Below are 3,720 nucleotides of genomic sequence, written 5' to 3' on the forward strand. Positions count from 1 at the left end.
GTCCCACACGGGGTGGGACCGGGCCGTCGGGTTGTTTCTCGGACCGCTGTCCGGTGGCGCCGGATCAGGCCTCCGGGGCCTCCACGGCCGCCGCGGCCTTGCGGGTCCGGCGCGTCCGGGGCTTCGCCTCGGCCGTGTGCCCCGGGGCCGCGGCGGGGGGGGCGGGGGCGGGCCCCCTGGGGCACCCCCCCCCCGGCGCCGGGGACGGCCACAACCAGCGTTCCGCGAGGGCGGACATTCCTCTGCGAACTTGCGGCTCAGGGCCATGGGCGTGGGCGCACCATCCCGGGCCCAGGTCCAGCCTCCGCGCCTCGGCCGCTGTGCGACACCAGTAACAGAACGACCAGAAGGAACAGGGAACATGCGCGCGATCATCGTCACCGGGTCAGGAGAAGCAAACGGGTTCGGAGTGGAGCACCTTCCCGATCCCGAACCTGCCGCCCGGCAGGTCCGCATCAGGATGGTGGGGGCCGCGGTCAACCCGGCCGACCTTCATATCATCGACGGCTGGGGTCGCGAGATGGCGGGAGTTGCCCCTGAGCGTCGGCTGGGGGTGGGACTGGACGTGGCAGGCGTTGTCGACATGACAGGTCCTGACGTCCACGACCTGTCCATCGGCATGCCGGTGGCGGCCCTGACCTTTCCCCATGCTCCCCACTCCGCCGCCGGGACAGCAGCCCAGTACGTGATCGTGCCGGCGGCGGATGCGGCAGTGGTGCCCGACGGGGTCGATCTGCTGGACGCAGCCACGGTCCCGCTCAATTCGCTGACCGCCGACCAGCTCCTGGCCCGGCTCGGCCCCTCCCGCGGCAGGCGCCTGCTGGTCACGGGTGCGGCCGGAGGAGTCGGCGGATACGCGGTCGCCCTCGCGGCGCTTGCCGGCTGGGCTGTCACGGCTCTGGCCCGCCCCTCCGACGCAGAGTTTCTGACCCGGGCCGGGGCCGTGGAGACGATCAACAGTCTGGAGGGAGTCACGGGCTTCGACGGGGTGCTGGACGGCGCGCGGCTGAACGGCGCGGCCCTGCGGGCTGTCCGCGACCACGGAATGTATGCAGGTGTCTTTCCCGGCTTGGAGCCCAAGCCGGAGCGTGGCATCACCATCACCAGCGGAGTGGTCGTCCCCGACGGTCATCGGCTGCGCGACATGCTGGCGCTGACCGCCCAGGGAAAACTGGAAGCCCGTCGCGCCGGCACGGTGCCTCTGGAGGACGCCGCCCAGGCTTACCAAGCTCTCCGCGATGGCGGACAGCGCGGCCGGTGGGTGCTGACGCCGTGACTTCCTGGTTCCCGGGACCAGAACCAGAAACGAAGCCCCTGACCACGTGAACCGGCGAGTCGGCGAGGGCTGCCGCTCGCCGACCTCGCCACAGCCCACGACTCATGCCACGGCCCGCGCCCTCCTGCGCGAGCGGAACCACTCCCCGCGGCCGGATCAGGCCGGACCGTGGTTACCCCCTCCTTCCTGCACCCTGTCCCAGGCCCAGGCGCCGCAAGCGCCAGGAAACACCGACGGCGCAGCCAAAGCAGCCAAAGCAGCCAAACCGGCGTTCCCAGGGAACGACGGGCACACCGCGCCGGGCCTGGAGCCGCCCGACGATGACGACGAGCTACGCGACGTATCGAGGCGGACGTGGGGCAGGTCCACCGCCACCGGCGCCACCCATACCGGTCCCGGCGCCGCGCGAGCCGGGGTGCTGCGGTCGGTAAGGGCGGCGCCGAGGCGTACCGGGCATGCGGTTCGTCCCGTGGGCTGCAACCGGGGACGGGCGGTCTATGCGTCAGGGCCCTGAGTGGCAGCGGCTTGCCGCGCATCGCGCTGTGGCTGGTTCTCCACTCCCCTGCCCCCTGGTGGGCAGGGGACCTGCCCTGTGTGGTCGATGCGCCTGACGATCTTCTCGGCGGCGGTGCGCAGACCGTGCAGTTCGGCGGGGTCGAGGGCGTCGTAGACCAGTTCGCGTACCCGGGCCACGTGCGCAGGGGCCGCTTCGACGAGATGGGCGTAGCCCGCGTCGGTCAGGATCGCGTGGGTGTAGCGGCCGTTGGCGGGGTCGGGCTCACGGCGAACGAAACCGCGTTTTTCGAGCCTGCTGATCAAATGGGAGAGGCGGGACAACTCGGAGTTGGCGAGAACGGCCAGTTCACTCATGCGCATCCGGTGTTCCAGCTGGTCGGACAGTCCGGCGAGGACGTAGTACTCGACCAGGCTGAGCCGTGCGTCCTGCTGCAGCTGCGCTTCCAGGGCGGTGGGCAGTTTGTAGAGCATGAGTGTGAACGCGTGCCACGTCTCCAGCTCTGCCGAAGTCAGCCAGCGCGGCCGGTCGTTCGAGGAAGACGGGCGTTCAGACATGCCCCAAGTGTACTGGCTTGAAACTTCACGCGAGCAGTCACTTGAACATTCATGTGTCCTGGTCTAGGGTCACACATGAAAGTTCAAGTGAGAGGGCGTTGCAATGACTGCCGAGGTTCCCCCGCTGGGTGACTACGTCATCGACCCGTCCCGGTCCAGCATTGCTTTTGCCGCCAAGCACCTGTTCGGCATGGGTACCGTCCGCGGCAACTTCACGCTGCGCTCGGGCACCATCTCCATCGCCGAGCCCGCCACCGGCTCGTACGTACAGGCCGTCGCGGATGCGACCAGCTACACCAGCGGCCATCGCGTGCGCGACCGGAAGGTGCTGTCGGAGACGTTCCTGGACGCGGATGGCCATTCCGACATCAGCTTCACCTCCACCAGCGTCCTGCGTGACTCCACCGGCACATGGAGGCTGTACGGCCTCCTGACGGCCCGCGGAGTCCAGGCGCCGCTCACGTTCACCGTGACGCAGGCTCGGACGCTTGACGGCGAGATGGAACTGGCCGCCACGGCAACTGTCGACCGTTACGCCCACAACATCACCGCCATGAAAGGCATGGCGGGACGCTACCTGCAGCTCGATGCCGCGATATACGCGCGCCGCGCATCCACCGGTTCGGCCTCCGGTCGACCGGCCCATCAAGGAGAACAGAACATGAGTGACCTGAAGATTGCCGTCATCCTTGGCAGCACCCGCCCAGGCCGCAACGGCAAGGCTGTCGCCGACTGGGTCGTGGACCGGGCCGGCGCGCGCACCGGCGCCGAGTACGAACTGGTCGACCTCGCCGACTACCCGCTGCCCCACCTGGACGAGGCCATCCCGCCGTCCATGGGCCAGTACCAGGGCGAGCACACCAAGGCCTGGGCGGCCAAGATTGCAGGCTTCGACGGATACATCTTCGTTACCCCCGAGTACAACCATTCCACCTCCGGTGTACTGAAGAACGCGATCGACTACCTGTACGGAGAGTGGAACAACAAGGCCGCCGCCTTCGTTTCCTACGGATCCCTCGGCGGCGCACGGGCCATCGAGCACCTGCGGGGCGTGGCCAGCGAACTGCAGATGGCCCACGTGCGCCAGCAGCTTTCCTTCTCGCTGTTCACCGACTTCGAGAACTTCTCCGTCTTCAAGCCCGGCGAGCAGCACGACGCGGCCACGACCACTCTCTTCGACCAGCTCGAGTCCTGGGCCCGCGCCCTGCAGACCGTCCGGGTCTGACTGACTCCTTCCGTCTGCCGCCAGTCAGGCCACGACGAAACACGCCGCGGGGGGGGTGGGGGGCGGGCGGAGGGGGGGGGGCGCGGCCCCACCCCCCCCCCACCACGCGGGGTCTGGGGGGGGGGGTGGGGGGGGGCGCGGGGGGCGC

General features: G+C 69.4%; 3 protein-coding genes and 1 pseudogene. 3 read left to right on the forward strand and 1 reads right to left on the reverse strand.

Going from position 1 to position 3,720, the window contains the following annotated elements; all coding sequences use genetic code 11:
* The first annotated feature begins 361 nt into the window (after positions 1–361).
* Positions 362–1,276, forward strand: a complete 915-nt coding sequence (locus ACFW2E_RS28180) for an NADP-dependent oxidoreductase (protein WP_384469875.1) — start codon at positions 362–364, stop codon at positions 1,274–1,276.
* 495 nt (positions 1,277–1,771) lie between these two features.
* On the opposite strand, the gene ACFW2E_RS28185 is transcribed toward ACFW2E_RS28180, so the two are convergent.
* Complete coding sequence (locus tag ACFW2E_RS28185) at positions 1,772–2,347, reverse strand: MarR family winged helix-turn-helix transcriptional regulator (RefSeq protein WP_384469876.1); 576 nt, start codon at positions 2,345–2,347, stop codon at positions 1,772–1,774.
* A 103-nt stretch (positions 2,348–2,450) separates the two neighbouring features.
* Between ACFW2E_RS28185 and ACFW2E_RS28190 the strand changes: the two are divergent.
* Together ACFW2E_RS28190 and ACFW2E_RS28195 are read left to right on the forward strand one after the other, a co-directional pair.
* A pseudogene (locus ACFW2E_RS28190) lies at positions 2,451–2,906 on the forward strand (YceI family protein); the annotation flags it as partial.
* 102 nt (positions 2,907–3,008) lie between these two features.
* Positions 3,009–3,572, forward strand: a complete 564-nt coding sequence (locus ACFW2E_RS28195; protein ID WP_384469879.1) for an NADPH-dependent FMN reductase — start codon at positions 3,009–3,011, stop codon at positions 3,570–3,572.
* The last annotated feature ends 148 nt before the right edge of the window (positions 3,573–3,720 follow it).

Origin of the sequence: Streptomyces sp. NPDC058964 (assembly GCF_042741275.1) — a bacterium.
In the GTDB taxonomy this organism is placed as follows: domain Bacteria; phylum Actinomycetota; class Actinomycetes; order Streptomycetales; family Streptomycetaceae; genus Streptomyces.

Excerpts from the sequence above, each read along its gene's own strand:
- ACFW2E_RS28195 (WP_384469879.1), top strand. The coding sequence starts at position 3,009 with ATGAGTGACCTGAAGATTGCCGTCATCCTTGGCAGCACCCGCCCAGGC.
- ACFW2E_RS28180 (WP_384469875.1), top strand. The coding sequence starts at position 362 with ATGCGCGCGATCATCGTCACCGGGTCAGGAGAAGCAAACGGGTTCGGA.
- ACFW2E_RS28185 (WP_384469876.1), bottom strand. The coding sequence starts at position 2,347 with ATGTCTGAACGCCCGTCTTCCTCGAACGACCGGCCGCGCTGGCTGACT.